22 protein-coding genes are annotated in these 17,505 nt (G+C 28.8%); 19 read left to right on the forward strand and 3 right to left on the reverse strand.

What is annotated here, in order from left to right; genetic code table 11:
* Positions 1–197 precede the first annotated feature (197 nt).
* The gene (locus CLOTH_RS00520; RefSeq protein ID WP_079410140.1) at positions 198–1,184 is read left to right on the forward strand and encodes a YeiH family protein; all 987 of its coding nucleotides are present in this window, start codon (positions 198–200) and stop codon (positions 1,182–1,184) included.
* Between the two features lie 8 nt (positions 1,185–1,192).
* Here CLOTH_RS00520 and CLOTH_RS00525 read toward each other — a convergent pair whose 3' ends face one another.
* Positions 1,193–2,131: a DMT family transporter gene (locus CLOTH_RS00525; RefSeq protein WP_079410142.1), complete on the reverse strand. Its 939-nt coding sequence runs from the start codon at positions 2,129–2,131 to the stop codon at positions 1,193–1,195.
* Between the two features lie 148 nt (positions 2,132–2,279).
* Here CLOTH_RS00525 and CLOTH_RS00530 point away from each other — a divergent pair, with 148 nt between their 5' ends.
* The 3 genes from CLOTH_RS00530 (at position 2,280) to ptsP (ending at position 5,320) form a co-directional block, all read left to right on the forward strand.
* Entirely contained in the window at positions 2,280–3,110 is an 831-nt protein-coding gene (locus CLOTH_RS00530) for a BglG family transcription antiterminator (RefSeq protein WP_079410143.1), read from the forward strand.
* A 229-nt stretch (positions 3,111–3,339) separates the two neighbouring features.
* Positions 3,340–3,603 (forward strand): HPr family phosphocarrier protein, encoded by a 264-nt coding sequence (locus tag CLOTH_RS00535; protein WP_079410145.1) that lies wholly within the window; start codon positions 3,340–3,342, stop codon positions 3,601–3,603.
* A gap of 10 nt (positions 3,604–3,613) precedes the next feature.
* Positions 3,614–5,320, forward strand: coding sequence for a phosphoenolpyruvate--protein phosphotransferase (ptsP, locus tag CLOTH_RS00540; protein ID WP_079410147.1), 1,707 nt, complete (start codon positions 3,614–3,616; stop codon positions 5,318–5,320).
* 10 nt (positions 5,321–5,330) lie between these two features.
* Here the strand turns inward: ptsP and CLOTH_RS00545 are convergent, their stop codons facing one another.
* Positions 5,331–5,951 carry an NUDIX hydrolase gene (locus tag CLOTH_RS00545; RefSeq protein ID WP_079410149.1) on the reverse strand — a complete coding sequence of 207 codons (621 nt, stop codon included), beginning with the start codon at positions 5,949–5,951 and terminating at the stop codon, positions 5,331–5,333.
* Between the two features lie 75 nt (positions 5,952–6,026).
* On the opposite strand from CLOTH_RS00545, the gene CLOTH_RS00550 reads away from it, so the two are divergent.
* A complete protein-coding gene (locus tag CLOTH_RS00550) occupies positions 6,027–6,344 on the forward strand; it encodes a YkvA family protein (RefSeq protein WP_079410151.1) in 318 nt (105 codons plus the stop codon).
* On the opposite strand, the gene CLOTH_RS00555 is transcribed toward CLOTH_RS00550, so the two are convergent.
* Positions 6,341–7,423 (reverse strand): pyridoxal phosphate-dependent aminotransferase, encoded by a 1,083-nt coding sequence (locus CLOTH_RS00555; RefSeq protein WP_079410153.1) that lies wholly within the window; start codon positions 7,421–7,423, stop codon positions 6,341–6,343. The genes CLOTH_RS00550 and CLOTH_RS00555 overlap by 4 nt on opposite strands.
* Before the next feature lie 88 nt (positions 7,424–7,511).
* Here CLOTH_RS00555 and CLOTH_RS00560 point away from each other — a divergent pair, with 88 nt between their 5' ends.
* The 14 genes from CLOTH_RS00560 (at position 7,512) to deoC (ending at position 17,459) form a co-directional block, all read left to right on the forward strand.
* A complete protein-coding gene (locus CLOTH_RS00560) occupies positions 7,512–8,057 on the forward strand; it encodes a cob(I)yrinic acid a,c-diamide adenosyltransferase (RefSeq protein ID WP_079410155.1) in 546 nt (181 codons plus the stop codon).
* Positions 8,058–8,137: 80 nt separating this feature from the next.
* On the forward strand, positions 8,138–8,659 hold the full coding sequence (gene hpt / locus CLOTH_RS00565; protein WP_079410157.1) for a hypoxanthine phosphoribosyltransferase: 522 nt from the start codon (positions 8,138–8,140) through the stop codon (positions 8,657–8,659).
* Between the two features lie 96 nt (positions 8,660–8,755).
* Positions 8,756–9,301 carry a 3'-5' exonuclease gene (locus tag CLOTH_RS00570; protein ID WP_158080428.1) on the forward strand — a complete coding sequence of 182 codons (546 nt, stop codon included), beginning with the start codon at positions 8,756–8,758 and terminating at the stop codon, positions 9,299–9,301.
* Positions 9,302–9,312: 11 nt separating this feature from the next.
* Complete coding sequence (gene ltaE / locus CLOTH_RS00575; RefSeq protein ID WP_079410161.1) at positions 9,313–10,341, forward strand: low-specificity L-threonine aldolase; 1,029 nt, start codon at positions 9,313–9,315, stop codon at positions 10,339–10,341.
* A gap of 19 nt (positions 10,342–10,360) precedes the next feature.
* Positions 10,361–10,849, forward strand: coding sequence for a CinA family protein (locus CLOTH_RS00580; RefSeq protein ID WP_079410163.1), 489 nt, complete (start codon positions 10,361–10,363; stop codon positions 10,847–10,849).
* Between the two features lie 109 nt (positions 10,850–10,958).
* Positions 10,959–11,168: an alpha/beta-type small acid-soluble spore protein gene (locus CLOTH_RS00585; RefSeq protein WP_079410165.1), complete on the forward strand. Its 210-nt coding sequence runs from the start codon at positions 10,959–10,961 to the stop codon at positions 11,166–11,168.
* Between the two features lie 108 nt (positions 11,169–11,276).
* Positions 11,277–11,447 carry a hypothetical protein gene (locus CLOTH_RS10680; RefSeq protein ID WP_169835111.1) on the forward strand — a complete coding sequence of 57 codons (171 nt, stop codon included), beginning with the start codon at positions 11,277–11,279 and terminating at the stop codon, positions 11,445–11,447.
* A 90-nt stretch (positions 11,448–11,537) separates the two neighbouring features.
* A complete protein-coding gene (locus CLOTH_RS00590) occupies positions 11,538–12,014 on the forward strand; it encodes a hypothetical protein (protein ID WP_079410167.1) in 477 nt (158 codons plus the stop codon).
* Between the two features lie 17 nt (positions 12,015–12,031).
* Entirely contained in the window at positions 12,032–12,613 is a 582-nt protein-coding gene (locus tag CLOTH_RS00595; RefSeq protein WP_158080429.1) for a flavodoxin family protein, read from the forward strand.
* The gene (gene aroC, locus CLOTH_RS00600) at positions 12,610–13,785 is read left to right on the forward strand and encodes a chorismate synthase (RefSeq protein ID WP_331721943.1); all 1,176 of its coding nucleotides are present in this window, start codon (positions 12,610–12,612) and stop codon (positions 13,783–13,785) included. Before CLOTH_RS00595 ends, aroC begins: the two co-directional genes overlap by 4 nt.
* Positions 13,767–14,804 carry a 3-dehydroquinate synthase gene (aroB, locus tag CLOTH_RS00605; protein WP_079410172.1) on the forward strand — a complete coding sequence of 346 codons (1,038 nt, stop codon included), beginning with the start codon at positions 13,767–13,769 and terminating at the stop codon, positions 14,802–14,804. Before aroC ends, aroB begins: the two co-directional genes overlap by 19 nt.
* Positions 14,794–16,074, forward strand: a complete 1,281-nt coding sequence (aroA, locus tag CLOTH_RS00610) for a 3-phosphoshikimate 1-carboxyvinyltransferase (RefSeq protein WP_079410174.1) — start codon at positions 14,794–14,796, stop codon at positions 16,072–16,074. Before aroB ends, aroA begins: the two co-directional genes overlap by 11 nt.
* 77 nt (positions 16,075–16,151) lie before the next feature.
* The gene (pduL, locus tag CLOTH_RS00615; protein ID WP_079410176.1) at positions 16,152–16,721 is read left to right on the forward strand and encodes a phosphate propanoyltransferase; all 570 of its coding nucleotides are present in this window, start codon (positions 16,152–16,154) and stop codon (positions 16,719–16,721) included.
* Positions 16,722–16,787: 66 nt separating this feature from the next.
* Entirely contained in the window at positions 16,788–17,459 is a 672-nt protein-coding gene (gene deoC / locus CLOTH_RS00620) for a deoxyribose-phosphate aldolase (protein ID WP_079410178.1), read from the forward strand.
* Positions 17,460–17,505 lie beyond the last annotated feature (46 nt).

Here is a 17,505-nt window from a genome sequence, read left to right on the forward strand (position 1 = left end):
GAAATTATCTACTTTAATAAATTGTGGATAAGTCATAATTTCCGTAATGTGTTCCAACAAAGTCTTCTTTTAAAATATTTCAAAGAAAGACTTTGTTCATAACTACATTTACTATATTCCCCTGTAGATTTAAAATTAAACAAAAATTTTTATTTTATGATAATATAAAAGGTGAGAATATTTTAAGGGGTGTTAAGATGGCTAAAATAACAAATATATTTCCAGGTATTATATTTGTATACTTAATTGCTATAATATCTAACTATATAAACAACTATTTCAAAGTTATTATAAACTTAGAAGCACTTACTATTGGAATTATATTAGGTATCATATATAATAACACGCTAAAAACTCAGAGTGTATTTAAAAGTGGAGTTAAATTTGCTAATAAGCATCTACTAGAACTAGGTATAATCTTATTGGGATTTAGATTGAATTTCAAATCACTTTTAGATCTTGGACCTAAGATTTTAGGACTTGTTGTAGGTTTTGTATTTGTTGTACTTATAATCTCAAATTTACTTTCAAGATTTTTAAATGTGAATAAAAAGCTATCAATTTTAATTGGAGTAGGAAGTAGTATATGTGGGGCTTCTGCAGTTGCTACACTAGCTCCTTGTATAAACGCTGATGAGGATGATTCAATAATAGGGGCATCTATAGTTAATTTTCTAGGTGCTATAGGTGTTTTGGTATATTCAACTATTGCACTGAGTTTGAATTTTAGTGAAATTCATTATGGGATATGGTCTGGATTATCACTTCATGGAGTGGCTCATGCTATAGCAGCAGCTTTTGCTATGGGAGATGTATCTGGAGAAATAGGTACGATTGTGAAGATGGCAAGGGTTGTGATGATGATTCCTGTGGCAATTATTCTTAGTTATTTATATAATAAAGAAAATAAAAAATCAAAAGCTAGCTTTCCTGTTTATGTCATTTATTTTGTATTAGCGGGAATTTTAAATTCTATGGGATTGGTTCCTCAAAATTTAGCAAACATATTCTCAAAACTTAGTTCAACTTTTATACTTATGGCTATGATAGCTATGGGGCTTAGTGTAGATTTTGAAAGTATAAAAGACAAAGGAGCTAAAGCTTTATTACTTGGATTTGTACTATTTATAATGATATCTACATCTACTTATTTTATAGTAAATACAATAATAAATAATCCATAGGGTAAACCCTATGGATTTTCTGTTTGAAGCTCCAATTTATTTTCAGTCTTTTTTCCAAAGTAATTAGTTCCCCAAACTCCAGTTAGTATCATAATAGATCCAACAAGATTATAATAGTAGAATTTTTCTTTTAAGATAACAACTCCAGCTATTATAGAAACTACTGTAGAAAGATTAGCAAATACTGCAGACTTTGATGCTTCTAATTTTGATAATGTAAAATTCACAAGGAAAAATGCTATTATAGAAGACACTATTCCAAGATATAATATAGATATTACAAAATTTATATTAGTCATTGGATAAAAATAACTTCCTAGAGTATTATTTTTTATGCGAGTTACTACAGAAATAAAGTTAAAAAATACAGCACCTAGAGTCATCATTGAGTAGGTAAGCTCCATAGGTGAAAATTCCCTAGACAATTTACGAGATATAATATTGAATGCTGAAGCAGAAAGTATTGCCCCAAATAAAAGAATTATTCCAAGTAAATTAGAGTTTCCTCCGTTAGATCCCTTCATTAGTATGATATAAACAACCCCTGTAACTGAAAGTAATATAAATAGTAATTGTGTATTTAAAGGGCGTTCTTTTAAGAATATAAATGCCATTAAAGTTACAAATATAGGGATTAATGCTATCATTATACCAGCCTCAGATGATGATGAATATTTTATTCCGTAAGTTTCAAATATAAAGTATACTATTGGCTGCATAAGACCAAGATAAAAAAGATTTTTTAAATTTTTACCCTTGTAATTTACTTTTATAATATTTAATTTTATTAGTATTGACATAACTATAAAAGCTGTGAGAAATCTAAAAGAAAGCAGCGAAACAGGACTTGCTACACTTAAAGCTTGTTTTGAGAATAAAAAGCTCATTCCGAATATGACAGCTGTTGAACATCCAGAAATGTAAGGTATTATATTATCTTTTTTCAATTTACAACCTCCTTATTGTGATGAATTATGACAATTTATTATATCATTTTTGGAATTACATGCTAAGTGTTTATTTTTAGTCGTATGTTGACAAAAAATGCAGAATTTAATAAAATATATTTGTGATAACAATTTCCTGGAGGATATTATGAAAAAGTATATTATAAAGAAAGTTCTAAGTAATAATGTTATACTTGTTACTTGTGAAGATAAAGAATATATTCTTGTAGGAAAAGGTGTAGGTTTTGGTAAGAAGAAGGATACCATCTTGCAAAACATAGAAAATGTAGAAAATACATTCATATCATTAGAAGGTTTAGATAAGGAAGAATATGAAAGTTTATTATCTAAAGTTGATAAGAAGATAGCTGCTATCACAGAAGAAATAATAGCTATGATATCTACGAGTCTACAAGGATATTTAAATCCTAATATCCATATAGGTCTTATAGACCATATAAGTTTTGCTATAAAAAGACTGCAAGAAAATATAGAAATAGTAAATCCATTTCTTCTAGAGACAAAGATATTATATCCTAAAGAGTATGAATTAGCAGAAAAAGCCGTTGAAATGCTAAGGCAAAAACTAGATATAAAAATTCCTGATGCAGAAATTGGATTTATTGCACTGCATATACGTGGTGCAAGAAGTGGATATGACAAAACTACAGCTCTTAAGAAAACAAAGCTGGTGAATACTGTAGTTAAATATGTAGAAGAAACACTTAATATACATCTTAAAAAAGAAGGATTTGACTACATTAGGTTTATAACTCACTTAAGAGGTGTGATAGGTAGGATAGAAAATCAGAAACTATTAAATAATCCTATGCTAGATAGAATAAAAGAAGAATTTTCTTCGCAATATAGCATATCCTGTAATATATCAAATATTATTGAAAAGGAATTAAATTTAAAAGCGCCAGAAGATGAAATTGGATATATGGCTCTTCACATTTACAAATTAAAACAATCTTAAATATATAGTTAAATTAGCGTGTTACTGCATTGCAGGCATGAGCTAAAGGTTTTCATTAGAATACTTAAGTGTATATCTATGTCCTTTAGTTCGTGCCTTTTTGATTTTGTATAAATAATTAGATAGTTGTGAAATATAAAATAGTTATACAAACTTTAAATTACTAACATAGGTAGTTAAAGTTTTGAAATATATCAAATATAATATAAATTTAAGGGAGGAAAAATAAATGGAAAGAAAAGTAATGATAGTAAATGAAAGTGGATTACATGCAAGACCGGCAGGAATGTTTGTTAAGAAGGCTTCTGAATTTAAATCAAGTGTTGAAATTGAATTTAATGGAAAGAAGATAAATGCTAAATCTATAATGGGAGTTATGAGTTTAGGTCTTTCAAAAGGAAGCGAAATAACTATAATAGTTAATGGAGAAGATGCTCAAAATGCTATGAATGCTTTAGTGGAGCTAGTTGAGAGTGGATTTGGAGAGTTATAGGAGGGGTAGAATGTTTAAAGGAAATGGAGCATCTCCTGGTGTAGGAATTGGAAAAGTACTATTATTAAAGCATGAAGAAATGAATATACAAAAGAAAATTGTACAAGATGTTGATGGAGAAGAAAAGAGATTTTTAGATGCAGTACAAATATCTAAAAGTGAGCTAGAGAAAGTTAAAGAAAAAGCACTTAGAGAACTCGGTGAAGACAAAGCAGAAATATTTGGAGCTCATATAATGGTTCTTGAAGATCCAGAACTTATAGATGCTACAGTAAATAAGATAAAAGAAGAAAGTGTAAATGCTGAGTATGCATTTAAAGAAATAAGTGATATGTTCATTGGAATATTTGAAAATATGGATAATGAATATATGAAAGAAAGAGCAGCAGACATAAAAGACGTTTCTAATAGAGTGTTAAGAACTCTTTTAGGTATAGAGGTTGTGGATCTTTCTAACTTAGATGAAGAAGTTATATTAGTAACTAATGATCTTACTCCATCAGACACTGCTACAATGGATAAAAATAAAGTTTTAGGATTTTTGACTAACATAGGTGGAAAGACATCGCATACAGCTATAATGGCAAGAACATTAGAAATTCCAGCGGTTGTTGGTCTTAAAGATGTAACTGATAAAGTAAAAAGTGGAGATTTTATAGTATTTAATGGAGAAACAGGAGATGTTGTTTTAAATCCAGATGAAAATACTATAAATGAATATAGGAAATTAAAAGAAGAATTTGATAAAAATAGAAAAGAATTAGAAAAATATAAAGGCAAAGAAAGTAAAACTTTAGATGGAAGACATGTTGAACTTGCAGGAAATATAGGCACACCAAATGATATAGAAGGACTTATTAAAAATGATGCTGAAGGTGTAGGTCTATATAGAACAGAGTTTTTATATATGGACAGAGATGATTTCCCAAGTGAAGATGAACAATTTGAATCTTACAAAGCTGTACTTGAAGCTATGAATCCAAAACCTATAGTTATAAGAACTTTAGATATAGGTGGAGATAAAGAGCTTTCTTATTTAAAGATGGATAAAGAAATGAACCCATTCTTAGGATATAGAGCAATAAGACTTTGTCTTGATAGAAAAGACATATTCAAAACTCAACTTAGAGCACTTTTAAGGGCTAGTATGTATGGTAATTTAAGAATAATGTTTCCAATGATATCTTCTTTAGAGGAGTTATTAGAAGCTAAGAATATTTTAGAGGAAGTTAAAACTGATTTAGATAGAGAAAATATTTCTTATTCTAAAGATGTACAAGTAGGAATGATGATAGAAGTTCCATCAGCTGCTATAATAAGTGATATATTAGCTAAGCATGTTGATTTCTTTAGTATAGGAACTAATGATTTAATACAATATACTTGTGCAGTTGATAGAATGAATGAAAAAATTCATAATTTATATAATCCATTTAATCCTGCTGTATTAAGACTTATAAAATTGGTTATAGATAATGGTCATAAAGAAGGTAAATGGGTTGGAATGTGTGGAGAAGTAGCAGGAGATAAAAGACTTATTCCAATGCTTATAGGTATGGGACTAGATGAGTTTAGTATGAGTCCTATTTCTATACTTCCTGCTAGAAAACTTATAAACTCACTAAGCTATGAAGAAATGAAAAAAATATCTGATGAAGCTTTGAAATTAGCTACAGCAGATGAAATACAAGAATATCTAAAAAAAGTCTTTGCCTAGGCAAAGACTTTTATTTTCTTTTTTTATAACTATCTACGAAATTTTTAAGTATCTTAGCTGTGATCCCCCATATAATATAATCTTTATACTCATAGAACAAAACGTCGTAAGTTCCAGTTTTGAATTTATAATTTTCGCCAGAAGGTATTAAATGATAAGGAAAATTTTTATCTGGAATTATATTCACCTGCGTTTTATAAGTTGAAGGCTCGTTATTTATAAAAAAGTTTAGTGGAACTAAGAATATATGATCTACCTCGTCTTTATTTATATTTATAGATTCAAAGTCTTTTATTTCTCCTAAAAAAGGATTGATTATCATATTAAATGGTGCTACAAAAATGTTTAATGGGCAAATTATATCTATATTTTTCTCATCTATTCCTAGTTCTTCACAGGTTTCTCTTATTGCAGTTTTTTCAAAAGTAATGTCAGTATCTTCAAATTTTCCACCAGGAAAAGATATCTCGTTTGGTTGAGATTTTAGATTTTTAGATCTAACTTGAAACAGAATATGTAGATTATTATCAATTTCTAATATTGGAATTAAAACAGAATATATATAAGGTATCTCAAAAGTATTTATATATGGTTTAAAGTTAGTAAAAGACTGTTTGAGTTTATCTATCATAAGGAATCCTCCAAAAACTTATTGTAATAAATAATACTTAAAAGTTATTATATATTATATAAAGGAGATGATAAAATGAAAAAAATAATAAGTGCAATTTCTTTCTTAAGAAAAATAAATGTGTTCTTTAGATATTTAAAAGATGAGAAAGTAAGTATAATCAAAAAAATAAAAACTGGTTTTTTATTTGGATTTGCAGCTTTATATTTACTATCTCCGATAGATTTAATTCCGGATATGATATTTGGTCTTGGACTAATAGATGATGGATTTATACTTGTACATATATTTAATATGTTAAATGAAGAGCTAAAAGACTATGATAATAAAATAAAAGAAGAAAAATCTAAAATAGTTGAGATTAAGGATTATATAATAAAGGATGAAAACTAAGAGAAAAAGATTTCTCTTAGTTTTTTTATTAGAAGTTCATTTTCTTCATGATTTAAAATACATACTCTAAAGAAATACTCATTTAGACCTTCGAATGAAGATGCATCTCTTATTACTATTTTATCTTTTATTAAAGCATCGTATAAGTCTTTTGCTGTAATGTATTTTGATGTTATTTCGCACAGTATAAAATTTCCTTTGCTTTCATATACTTTTACAGAATCGAGCTTAGAAAGATTAGATATTAAGTAATCTCTTTCTTTTGCCATAAAATCTTTTACACTATGGATATATTCACTATCTTTAAACATAGCTTCTCCTATTATAGATGCAAAAATGTTTATGTTCCATAAATCTAAGTTTTGCTTTAAATTACTATGTACAGCTTTATTTGAGATAAGGGCATATCCTAGTCTTATTCCAGGTGTTGAGAAAAACTTAGATGTTCCTCTTATAAGAAATAAGTTAGAATAATCATCTATAAGGCTTGAAGATGAATAAATATCAGTATCTGTAAATTCTACATAAGTTTCATCTACCATAACAAAAGAATTTGTTGATTGTAGTATTTTTTCTATTTCATATTTTGTGAAAGCCTGACCAGTAGGGTTATTAGGGTTACATATTACTATTAGCTCGTAATCATCACTATTTATTGTTTTTATGAAGTCATCTAAATTAACTTTAAAATCAATTTCTTTTTTCAGAAAATATTTATCTATGTGAGAGTTCACTTTTTTTAGCTCTCTTTCATATTCTGAATATGCAGGGGAAACTATAAGGGATTTTTTAGGGTTTAGTAATTTAATAAATGAGGATATAAGTTCTGTCGCCCCACTGCCTAGCAATATATTTTCTTTAGATACATTGCAATAGTTAGAAATTGAATCCTTTAAATTCAAATAGTCAGGATCAGGGTATATAGATACTGAATCTATGTTTTTTATTATGGCTTCCTTACCTTTAGGTGAGACTCCTAATGGGTTTATATTTGAACTAAAATCCATTATTTCTTCTTTTTTAAAATTATAATTTCGTGATATTTGAAAAAGATTAGCACCATGTTTTACACTAGTCATAAAATCACCCTCCTAATAACTTTATTATACCCTTTTTTAACAATTAAGTAATACATTAATTAACAAAAAATAGAAAGGAGTAGTAGTTATGAAAATTTACACAAAAACTGGAGATAAAGGTCAGACACTTTTGTATGATGGGGTTACAGTTGATAAAGATGATATAAGAGTAGAATCTTATGGAACTATAGATGAGCTAAACTCTTATATAGGTTTGGCTAGAAGTTATGTAAGAGATGAAAATATGAACGATGTTCTATTGAGAATACAGAAAAAACTATTTTTAGTAGCAGCTCAACTAGCTACTAAAGATGAAGATTTAATTAAAAACCCTGTTTTAGAAAATGATGTAGAGTATTTAGAAAATATAATAGATGAGTATTTAAGTAAAGTGGATCGCCCTGATGCTTTTATAGTTCCAGGAACTTCTAAGGATTCAGGAATTCTTCATGTAGCTAGAACTGTATGCAGAAGAGCAGAAAGAAGAATACTTACACTAAACAAGAAAGAAAGGGTAAGTCCTACTTTGATTAAGTATATGAATAGGTTATCAGATGTCATATATACATTAGCTAGATGTAGTGAAGATGAAATAATATATATGGATTTTGGCCAAAATACACGAAATATATAAAAGAAAAAAACAAAAACATTCACATAGTAACCTTATTATGATATACTTAAGATGAATAAAATAAGTAGGGGGACGTAAATATGTATAAGGTTACTGACATTTTGATAAGTAAAGAAGATATAGATAAAAAAGTTTATGAAATTGCAAAGAAGATAGAAAGTGATTACAAAGGAGAAGAGTTACTTTTAATAGGAGTTTTAAAAGGTGCTTTTGTATTTATTTCTGATCTTATTAGACATATAGATTTAGATGTATCATTAGACTTTATGGCTGTTTCAAGTTATGGAATGGCTACAAAAACTTCAGGAACAGTAAAAATTCTTAAAGACTTAGATGTTGATATAGAGAATAAAAATATTTTGATAGTAGAAGATATTATAGACACTGGGCTTACACTAAAATATTTGAGTGATAACCTAAAGTCTAGAAATCCAAAATCTATGAAGATATGTACACTTCTTGATAAGCCTGAAAGGAGAGAGTGTCACTTAGATATAGATTATGTTGGATTTGAAATACCGGATAAATTTATAGTAGGATACGGAATAGATTGTGGTGAGAAGTTTAGAAACTTGCCGTATATAGGTGTAGTAGGGGAATAATTCTCCTACTATTTTTATTTTGTAGAAAATAAGTGATTTTTAAACCATATATATAAGGTTATAATATAAGGTGACATTGAATTAGGAGTGATACATTTGAAATATATTATATTTGACCTGGAATTGAATAGTAAGCCATTTAAAAGCAAAATACCAAATGAAATAATAGAAATTGGTGCAATTAAGCTTAATAGTAAATTAAAAGTAGTAGACACATTTCAAGCTTTTATAAAGCCAAGACACTACAGTAAGTTATTTAGACATATAAAGAAAAAAACTAATATAATTCAAAATGATATAGATTGTGCAGAAGATTTTAAATCGGTGATGAGAAGATTTAAAAAATGGATAGGTAGAGAATATATATTATGTGCATGGGGTCAAGACGATTTTTATCATCTTAATACAAACTGCACTATGGAAAAAATGAGTGTTAAATGGATAGAGAAAAGAATTAATATACAAAAAGAGTTTTCGAGAATATATAATTTTGAGAAGGGGAAACAATCTAGTTTAAAAGATGCATTAAATATTTTGGATATTCCTATTATAGAAGAAAATTTACATAGAGCAGATGTTGATGCTCAGTATACAAGTGAAGTCTTTATAAAGATATTTGATAAACTAGATATAAAAAAATAGGGGGGGATATTATGAGATTTATAGACTTAAGAAGTGATACTGTTACTATGCCAACTGATAAAATGAGAGAAGCTATGTGTAAAGCTGTTGTTGGTGATGATGTTTATGGTGATGATCCAACAGTAAAAAAACTTGAAGAATACTCTGCACAAATCGTTGGAAAAGAAGATGCATTGTTTGTTCCAAGTGGCACGTTTGGAAATCAGTTAGCTCTTTTTACTCACTGCAAAAGAGGTGACGAAGTTATTTTAGGAGATGATTGTCATATAGTAGCACATGAAGTTGGAGCAGCATCTGTTATAGCTGGTGTTAATTTAAGAACATTAAATAGTGATAAAGGAGTCTTAGATCCTTTAGAAATTAAATCCAAAATCAGAAAAGAGGATATTCACTACCCGAGAACAGGGCTAATATGCGTAGAAAATGCTCATTCAAATGGAAGAGTTATATCTATAAAAAATATGAAAGAAGTATATGAAATAGGTAAAGAAGCTAATATACCTATTCACCTAGATGGTGCTAGAGTATTTAATGCAGCTAAATACCTAGATGTAGATGTAAAAGAAATAACTAAATACTCTGATTCTGTTATGTTCTGTTTATCTAAAGGACTCTGTGCTCCTGTAGGATCTATTCTTGCCGGAAGTAAAGAATTTATAGAAAAGGCTAGAAAAGGTAGAAAACTTATGGGAGGTGGATTAAGGCAAGCAGGTTTTTTAGCAGCTGCAGGAATTGTTTCGTTAGAAGAAATGATTGAAAGATTAAAAGAGGATCACGAAAATGCTATATATTTAGCTGATGAACTTTCTAAAATAGATGATATAAATGTGTATAAAGATGATGTACATATAAATATAGTATTCTTTGATATAAGTAAAATTGAACATAATCCTAGACAAATAGCAGAAAAATTCTATGAAAAAGGTATAAAAGTAAATCCGCCGGAAGATGGACTTATGCGTTTTGTTACCAATTATTGGGTAAGCAAAAGGGATATAGATTATGTAGTGGATACATTTAAGGACATAATAAAAAAGTAAAGTTTAAGGGGATATGTAAATGATAGAGATGGAAAATGAACTTGTAAAAATTTTAATAGATAATGACTTTACTATTTCTATAGCTGAGTCTTGTACAGGTGGGATTATATCTTCAAGAATTGTAAGCTTTCCTGGAGTATCATCTGTTTTTTATGAAGGTATAGTTACTTACAGTAATGAATCTAAAATGGAAAGACTAAATGTAAAAAAAGAAACTTTAGATAAATACGGAGCAGTAAGTGAAGAAGTTGCAAGAGAAATGGCAATTGGAATAACTAAAAATGGAAAAGTTGATATAGGATTGTCTGTAACAGGAATAGCAGGTCCTAGGGGTAAAACAGAAACAAAGCCAGTTGGACTTGTGTATATAGGATTATATATAAAAGGAAATGTTAAGGTGAAAAAGATAAATTTAATGGGAGATAGAAATAAAATAAGAAATGAAGCATCTAATGTAGCTTTAAGTTGGCTAAAAGACGAAGTGATAACATATATAAGTTCTAAATAATTATAGGAAAAAACATGGGGATTATTCTAAAAAATACCAAGTATTATTTTTAAAATTCTTCACAGAATAATATCAAGTAATAAATAAAATGAAAAGTGAGGGATAAGACATGGCTAACAACTACAACAAAAAAGCAGTTCCAGAAGCGAAAGCAGCATTAAATCAAATGAAACTTGAAACTGCAACTGAACTTGGAATGAGCAACTATCAAACTATGGATAAAGGAAACTTAACAGCTAGACAAAATGGTTATGTAGGTGGATACATGACTAAAAAATTAGTAGAAATGGCTGAAAAACAATTATCAGGAAAACAATAATAGATATAAAGGGCAAAGGCGAAAGTCTTTGCCTTTTAATTTTGAATAAAGCTATACAGTTTAGATAATAATAAAACTGAAAAATAATTTACATAAGGAGTGAAAAATATGACAGGTCCAAATTTCGATATGATAAAAGAAAGATTCAAAAACGCAAGCTTAGATGAAAAGATAGAAATATATACAACTACTTCAGGGCTTACAGTTGATCAGTTCAAAGAATTATTAAAATATTTTCCTATACAGCATTTAGGAAAATTAGAAAAAGCTATGCAATAAAAGCTAAGGGATTCCTTAGCTTTTGTTTTGTGAATAAGATGGTTTATATTGGGAAAAATCCAATATATACATAAATTAGGAGGTAATAAAATGATAAACGCATTAGTTGATTTGATGTACAAAGAGGTAGTTAAAGGAAAACTTAAAGATATACAGGAAAAAAAAGAATACGACATAAATATAAAATATGATACAAAAATAATAAAAATAATAGATTCTATATTGCTTAGACTGATAAAGATGGGGTTATTTGTACTTTTAATTTCATTAATATTCAAAGGAAATATATATTACATAGTATTTGGATTAGCAGGATATATAGCTTATCGTAAATTTGATAAGGGCAATATAAAAGGATACGTAACTAACAAGAAAAATGACATAAAAAATAAAACAGATATTTTTCTAAAGGAAAGTACTAAAAGCAAATTGAAAGGGTTAATGATTATACTAATTCTTTTTAATTTCTCTCAATATAAAATGATATATATAGCTATATTTGCAGTTGTTTTTATATTTACTATACTTGACATATATAGTAACATAAAAAATGTAAATCAAAGCTGATGATAAGGGAGAAGAAAATGAGTATTTTGCTAATAAATGCTAGTCCAAGGAAAAGTAAAAACTGCTATCAAGCCTTGTGCAACATTAAATCTACACTCGAAAAAGAAAATGTTGATTATGAAATAATAAATATATGGGAAATGAATATTGAGTATTGCAATGCATGTGGTTACTGTAGTGCAAAGGGAGTGTGCCACATAAATGACGATATGAAAAGCTTGTATAAGAAATTCGATATGTCAAGTGGAACAGTAGTAATATCTCCTGTTTATTTTGACTCTATTCCAGCAAAATTAAAATCATTGATAGATAGAACTCAAGCATTTTATGCTAGTAAATACATACTGAAAAAGCCTTCGATTGATAGAAATAAACATAGAGTAGGCTTTTTTGTTTCTATTGGGGGTGCAAAAAAATACACCACTCAATTTTTAGGATCTAAGATAGTTATAGACTTCTTTTATAGGAGTATAAATACTAAGCTTTTAGGTGATCTGTATATACCAAATACAGATGAAGTAGAAGTTAAAGATAATAACAATGCTTTAGAAGATATTGAAACTATGACTTTACGTTTAATAAAAGAGGTAGGTATATGATAAGGTATTTAACATCAGGAGAATCTCATGGTCAGACACTAATTGCAATTGTTGAAGGTATGCCATCAAATCTTAAGATAAATATTGACAATATAAATAATGAACTTAACAAAAGGCAAAAAGGGTACGGCAGAGGAAAAAGAATGGAAATAGAAAAAGATAAAGTAAATATATTATCAGGAGTAAGAGGGAATATAACTATTGGAAGCCCTATAGCTATAGAAATCAAAAATAAAGATTTTGAAAACTGGAAGAACTATATGGACCCTATAGGAGATATAGAGGTTGAAAGTAGAAAAGTAACTAAAGCAAGGCCTGGACACGCAGATTTAGTTGGTGCATTTAAATATGATTTTGAAGATATACGAAATGTATTAGAAAGATCAAGTGCAAGAGAAACAGCTATAAGAGTTGCTGTTGGTGCACTTTGCAAAGAGTTCTTATCCATATTTGATATTAAATTTACAAGTCATGTAATATGCATAGGTGAAGATGAAGTTGAAAATACATACAAATTTGAAGATATAATTGAAAATGTAGATAAATCTGAAGTGAGATGTGTAGATGAATTTTATGAAGAAAGGTTTATAGAAAATATAAGAAAAGCTAAAGAAAATGGAGATAGCTTAGGTGGGATATTTGAAGTAAGGATAAAAAATGTTCCAATAGGTATAGGATCTTACGTACATTACGACAAAAAGCTTGACTCCAATTTAGCATTAGAACTTATGTCAATACAAGGTATAAAAGGAATTGAGTTTGGACTTGGGTTTAAATTAGGAAAATTAAGTGGATCTAAGGTTCAAGATGAGATATACTACAGTCAATCAAGAGGTATTTATAGACAAACTAACAATTTAGGTGGGATAGAAGGTGGAATGAGCACAGGAGAAGAAATTGTTGTAAGATGTGTTATGAAACCCATACCAACTCTTTATACACCACTAAATAGCGTAGATATCAATACTTTAGAAAATTACAAAGCGTCAATAGAAAGATCTGATAATTGTGCAGTTCCGGCAGCATCTGTAGTTGCTGAGAATGTATGTGCATTTGTTATAGCTAAGTTTATGATGCATAAGTTTGGTAGTGACAATATAAGTGATATAATTTCAAATTATAAAAATTACTTAGAAAGGCTTAAAAGTAGAGGATGGAAAAACAAATTATAGTACATATAGAAAATAATTTTGATAATCTAGTCTTAAAAAATAATTACGACAAAATACTGATTATAACTGATGAAAACGTAAAAAAAATATATATAGACTCTGTACTTAAGAAATTATCTAATCACAAAACTTATATATATAGCTTAATTCCAGGAGAAGAATCTAAAAGCTTAAAAGTATATAGTGATATATTTGAATATGCTATATCCAGTGGACTAACTCGAAAATCTTTAGTGATTTCACTAGGTGGTGGTGTTGTTGGAGATATAGGAGGATTTGTAGCTTCAACTTATATGAGAGGAATAGATTTAGTTCACTGCCCAACTACATTACTAGCTCAAGTAGATAGTTCTATAGGTGGCAAAACAGGAATAAATATAGGAAATTACAAAAATGTTATGGGAACATTTTATAATCCTATATATATATATTCAAATATCTCTACTTTAAAGACATTAAAAAGAGAAGACTTTATAGGTGGTATGTCAGAGGTTATAAAATATGGACTTATATGGGATTATGACTTTATTTCGTTTATAGAGTATAACAAAGAAAAAATATTGAATTTAGATATAGATATTCTAAAAGAGGTTGTAAAAAAATGTGCTGATATAAAAATAAAAGTGGTTAAAGAAGATGAAAGAGAAAATGGAATAAGAAAAATATTAAATTTAGGACATAGCTTTGGGCATGGGCTTGAAAAAATAGGCAAACTATCTCATGGATATGCAGTTTCAATAGGCACTAATATGGCGTTTAAGCTTGCCCTTAGAAGAGAACTTATAGATAGTGAGTACTACTATAAATTATTAGATGTTTATAAATACTTTAATCTTCCAACCACATTTAAAGATATAGATGAAAAAGAAATATTAGATATTATGAAGAAAGATAAGAAGAATAGTTTCTCTAAATACAACTTAATACTTCCTATAGATTATGGAAAGGTCGATGTATTTGATGATGTAACAGAAGAAGAAATATTAATTACTATTAAGGAGGTAAAAAATGAACTTTAATAATATCTCACGCCTAAGGGGTGAGGTTAAACTTTTAGGAGATAAATCTATATCACATAGAGCAATAATGTTATCATCTATTTCAAACGGAAATAGCTATATCGAAAATTTTTTGATGGGAAAAGACTGTTTAAGTACAGTAGATTGTTTTAGAAGAATGGGAGTAGATATAAGTATAGAAAAAAATAATAATGTAAAAGTAAAAGGCGTAGGACTTAGAGGACTTAAAAGTCCATATGAATATCTAGATGTTGGAAATTCAGGAACAACAATAAGGCTTTTGATGGGTATACTTGCGGGACAAAATTTCAAATCGACTTTAGTAGGAGATAAGTCTATATCTAAAAGGCCTATGAACAGAGTAACTAATCCATTAAGGGATATGGGAGCTATTATACAGGGAAGAGATGATGGTAATTTTACTCCGATAACTATAGAAGGAGGAAGTTTGAGGGGTATAGAGTATAATATGCCAGTAGCATCAGCACAAGTTAAGTCTGCAATCATATTAGCATCTTTGTATGCAGATTCTAAAACTAAAATAACGGAAGCTTCAAAAAGTAGAAATCATACCGAAATTATGCTTAAAGCTTTTGGTGGGGATATAAAAGCTGACAAAAATGAAATACTTATAAATAAGGTAGAAAATTTATATTCTCAAGATATCTATGTCCCTGGAGATATTTCATCTGCAGCATTTTTTATGTGTGCAACTAGCATGATAAAAGGATCAGAACTACTTATAAAAGATGTTGGACTAAATCCTACTAGAACTGGAATCTTAGATGTTTTAGAAAAAATGAACGGTAATTTTGAAATATTAAATAAAAGAATTATATGTGGAGAAGAAATTGGGGATATACTAGTTAGGTACTCGAAGTTAAAGGCAGTAGAAATAGGTGGAGAATTAATACCAAGACTTATAGACGAAATACCTATCATAGCAGTTTTAGCAACTCAATGTGAAGGAACTACAATAATAAAAGATGCAAATGAACTTAAGGTTAAGGAATCTAATAGAATAAAAAGTGTTGTTTCAAATCTCAAAGCGATGGGAGCTAAGATAGAAGAATTAGAAGATGGAATGATAATAAAAGGGCCTACTAAACTGAAAGGTGCATATATTGAAAGTTTTGATGACCATAGAATAGCGATGGCATTTTCTGTGGCTAGTTTAATAGCAGATGGAAGTACACATATAGACAATTTAAGCTGCGTAAATATTTCTTTTCCTCAGTTTTTTGATATTCTAAAAAGCATAATACGTTAATAGGATTTGATTTTTTATGTATATATAAGTTATAATTATGTTGTTAAAAATAAAATAATATAAAAGGAGCTGAAGTTATGAAATTACCTATAGCTTTATCTAACAGACATATTCACTTAAGCAAAGAACACATAGAAATATTATTCGGAGAAGGCTACGAATTAACTCACTTTAAAGACCTTTCTCAACCTGGACAATATGCTTGCAATGAAAAGGTTGATATAGTAGGACCTAAAGGAACTATTAAAGGAGTTAGAGTTTTAGGACCAGCAAGACCACAAACACAAGCTGAAGTTTCTTTTGCAGATGGATTTGCACTAGGAATAATGCCTCCTGTTAAAGATTCTGGAGATATAGAGGGAACACCAGGAGCTAAAATTGTTGGGCCTAAAGGTGAGGTTGAAATTGATAAGGGAATAATTGCTGCAGCAAGACATATACATATGCATACTGATGATGCTGAAAAATTCAATGTAGTTGATAAACAAAGAGTTAAGATAAAAACTTTTGGAGAAAGATCTGTAGTATTTGAAAATGTTTTAGTAAGAGTACATCCAACATTTGCTTTAGAAATGCATGTAGATGTAGAAGAAGGAAATGCAGCAGGAGTAAAAAATGGAGATATGGTAGAATTAATAGCTGAATAATTTTTAAAAATAAATATAAAAATAAAAACAAATACATGTATTTAATTTAGGAGGAAAAGGAAACTCATGAATAAGGAAATAGCAAAAATTATAGATCACACTGTATTAAAGGCTCAAACAACTGAAGATGATGTGAAAAAAGTTTGTAAAGAAGCTAGAGAGTATGGATTTTTCTCAGTGTGTATAAATCCATCTTATATACCTCTTGCTAAGAAAGAATTAGAAGGTTCAGATGTTAAGGTTTGTACAGTTATAGGATTTCCTTTAGGAGCTAACACTTCAGAGGTTAAAGCATTCGAAACTAAAGATGCTATATTAAAGGGTGCTGATGAAGTTGATATGGTTATTAACATAGGAGCACTTAAAGATAAGAAATATGATTATGTAGAAAATGATATAAAAGCTGTAGTAGAGGCTGCAGATAAAAAAGCCTTAGTTAAAGTTATAATAGAAACATGTTATTTAACTGATGAAGAAAAGAAAATAGCGTGTGAGTTATCAAAAAAAGCAGGAGCTGATTATGTAAAAACTTCTACTGGCTTTGGAACTGGTGGATCTACACCACAAGATATTAAACTTATGAGAGATACTGTAGGACCAGAAATTGGAGTTAAGGCATCTGGTGGAGTTAGAAATGAAGAAGATGCTAAGGCTGTAATTGAAGCTGGAGCTTCAAGAATTGGAGCAAGTTCATCAGTTGCTGTAGTTACAGGAGGAACATCTCAAGGTGGATACTAAATGAAAAAATGACCTACTTAGGTCATTTTTTTCGTATAAAAATCAT

The organism is Alkalithermobacter paradoxus (assembly GCA_002029295.1).
Taxonomy (GTDB): Bacteria; Bacillota; Clostridia; order Peptostreptococcales; family Peptostreptococcaceae; genus Alkalithermobacter; species Alkalithermobacter paradoxus.

What these genes read in the sequence shown, in the direction of transcription:
- CLOTH_RS00535 (WP_079410145.1), top strand. Translation starts at nt 3,340, where the DNA reads ATGGAAAGAAAAGTAATGATAGTAAATGAAAGTGGATTACATGCAAGA.
- pduL (WP_079410176.1), top strand. Translation starts at nt 16,152, where the DNA reads ATGAAATTACCTATAGCTTTATCTAACAGACATATTCACTTAAGCAAA.
- CLOTH_RS00595 (WP_158080429.1), top strand. Translation starts at nt 12,032, where the DNA reads ATGAGTATTTTGCTAATAAATGCTAGTCCAAGGAAAAGTAAAAACTGC.
- ptsP (WP_079410147.1), top strand. Translation starts at nt 3,614, where the DNA reads ATGTTTAAAGGAAATGGAGCATCTCCTGGTGTAGGAATTGGAAAAGTA.
- aroB (WP_079410172.1), top strand. Translation starts at nt 13,767, where the DNA reads ATGGAAAAACAAATTATAGTACATATAGAAAATAATTTTGATAATCTA.
- aroC (WP_331721943.1), top strand. Translation starts at nt 12,610, where the DNA reads ATGATAAGGTATTTAACATCAGGAGAATCTCATGGTCAGACACTAATT.
- CLOTH_RS00555 (WP_079410153.1), bottom strand. Translation starts at nt 7,423, where the DNA reads ATGACTAGTGTAAAACATGGTGCTAATCTTTTTCAAATATCACGAAAT.
- CLOTH_RS00530 (WP_079410143.1), top strand. Translation starts at nt 2,280, where the DNA reads ATGAAAAAGTATATTATAAAGAAAGTTCTAAGTAATAATGTTATACTT.
- ltaE (WP_079410161.1), top strand. Translation starts at nt 9,313, where the DNA reads ATGAGATTTATAGACTTAAGAAGTGATACTGTTACTATGCCAACTGAT.
- CLOTH_RS00550 (WP_079410151.1), top strand. Translation starts at nt 6,027, where the DNA reads ATGAAAAAAATAATAAGTGCAATTTCTTTCTTAAGAAAAATAAATGTG.
- CLOTH_RS00560 (WP_079410155.1), top strand. Translation starts at nt 7,512, where the DNA reads ATGAAAATTTACACAAAAACTGGAGATAAAGGTCAGACACTTTTGTAT.
- CLOTH_RS00580 (WP_079410163.1), top strand. Translation starts at nt 10,361, where the DNA reads ATGATAGAGATGGAAAATGAACTTGTAAAAATTTTAATAGATAATGAC.
- CLOTH_RS00545 (WP_079410149.1), bottom strand. Translation starts at nt 5,951, where the DNA reads ATGATAGATAAACTCAAACAGTCTTTTACTAACTTTAAACCATATATA.
- hpt (WP_079410157.1), top strand. Translation starts at nt 8,138, where the DNA reads ATGTATAAGGTTACTGACATTTTGATAAGTAAAGAAGATATAGATAAA.
- CLOTH_RS00590 (WP_079410167.1), top strand. Translation starts at nt 11,538, where the DNA reads ATGATAAACGCATTAGTTGATTTGATGTACAAAGAGGTAGTTAAAGGA.
- CLOTH_RS00585 (WP_079410165.1), top strand. Translation starts at nt 10,959, where the DNA reads ATGGCTAACAACTACAACAAAAAAGCAGTTCCAGAAGCGAAAGCAGCA.
- CLOTH_RS10680 (WP_169835111.1), top strand. Translation starts at nt 11,277, where the DNA reads ATGACAGGTCCAAATTTCGATATGATAAAAGAAAGATTCAAAAACGCA.
- CLOTH_RS00520 (WP_079410140.1), top strand. Translation starts at nt 198, where the DNA reads ATGGCTAAAATAACAAATATATTTCCAGGTATTATATTTGTATACTTA.
- deoC (WP_079410178.1), top strand. Translation starts at nt 16,788, where the DNA reads ATGAATAAGGAAATAGCAAAAATTATAGATCACACTGTATTAAAGGCT.
- aroA (WP_079410174.1), top strand. Translation starts at nt 14,794, where the DNA reads ATGAACTTTAATAATATCTCACGCCTAAGGGGTGAGGTTAAACTTTTA.